Origin of the sequence: Pelagivirga sediminicola (assembly GCF_003072125.1) — a bacterium.
GTDB lineage: Bacteria > Pseudomonadota > Alphaproteobacteria > Rhodobacterales > Rhodobacteraceae > Roseovarius > Roseovarius sediminicola.
Map to the genome: position 1 here is coordinate 1 of NZ_QCYH01000061.1, position 1361 is coordinate 1361.

Sequence of the window (1361 nt, forward strand, 5' to 3'; positions counted from 1 at the left end):
CTTCGTGTGCGTCCATAAGGACACTCGATAAACGATCTCACAGCCCAGCAGCCAGACGGCCCTCGGCGGAGGTTTACTATTCAGCCCGATGGTGCCCGCGCGGGTATCCCACTGTCTGGGCCGGTAACCGTTTCGCTGGTTCTCCCGGTCCGGGTTGCGCTCACCATGTCCGGCACCGCAGGCGGCGGCCACCTTGATGTCCATCAGCCGTTGAGCGGCGTCCTGGCTCAGCTCGCGCAGAAAGTCCGCATCATCGCTCTTGGCGATTGCTTCCGGAAGATCGATCATGGTCTCGGTCATCGTGTTCTCCTTCGTTGTCGTCGGTCGTTGAACAACTCAGATTACGAAGAAACGCGGTGGCCACAAGCTTGGCCGCGCGCTTCGCTAAGCCAATGGCTTCGCGCGCGGCCTCCTACACCACGGGGTGGGGCACTACCTTTCGTACCTTTCGTTGGAAACGCGCAGTTCAGCAAACTCGCCGCATGTGTCCGTTGACCGATCTCCTTACGGACACCTTCTGCCCTAACAGGGTGCTGAAGAAGTCTGCGAGGTGGAACGGTTTCCCCATCGCGTGGGCGACGGCGTTCAGTGTCGGGTCCTTCGACGTAGACGGCATGCGCGTCTGACGCCGCCTCTCATCGTCTCATGCAGCCAGTAAGCGGGGCAGTCGGGCGAGGTTGTTGGCGACCATGGTCATGATGAACCGGGATCTGACCCGCTCGACGCCGCGATAGACAGTTTGGGCCATGCCACCGACAGTCTTTGCTCAGCCGAAAGCCTCCTCGATCCGTTTTCGGTGCTTGATCGACAGGGCATAGCCTTGGTGCCGGGTGGTTCTGCCGTCGGTTGCTGAATATCTCGATTTCTGCGCGACATGCGGGGTCACGCAGGCCTGGCGCAGGTCGGCGACGAATTCGGCGGCATCATAGCCCTTGTCAGCGCCGAGCGTTAGCCGCTGGGTCGACCCCGGCGAATGGCGGTGGACCATGTCGAGTGCCGCGCGTCGTTCAGCGCGGCCGTCCGCCTGGGTGAGCTCACCCTGCACGATCAGGCCCGAGCGGTTCTCCATCATCGCATGCCCCATGAAGCACAGCATCGCCCCGGTTTCGGGGGATTTTTTGTAAAGGCGCACATCAGGGTCGGTGGTGGAGGCATGGGTGGTGTTGGATCGCTTCTCACCCTTGAAATTGACCTCGGCATTGCGGTTCTGATGGCTGGTGCGGGGCATCGGATCGGTCTCGGTCGTTTCAGGGTGATCTTCGGCGGGGCTGTCGGGTCTGGGTGTGTCTGACGTCAGCGCCTGTGGGACAGATTTGAGGAATTGAACAACGGAGGATTTCTGGTTCATCGTAACCTTCATG

1 protein-coding gene and 1 pseudogene are annotated in these 1361 nt (G+C 61.0%); both read right to left on the minus strand.

Going from position 1 to position 1361, the window contains the following annotated elements; genetic code table 11:
- The coding region (locus DC366_RS19450) for a transposase (protein WP_207768797.1) at positions 1-300 on the minus strand (300 nt) is incomplete at its 3' end.
- Positions 301-643: 343 nt separating this feature from the next.
- Positions 644-1361, minus strand: a pseudogene (locus DC366_RS19455) (transposase); the annotation flags it as partial.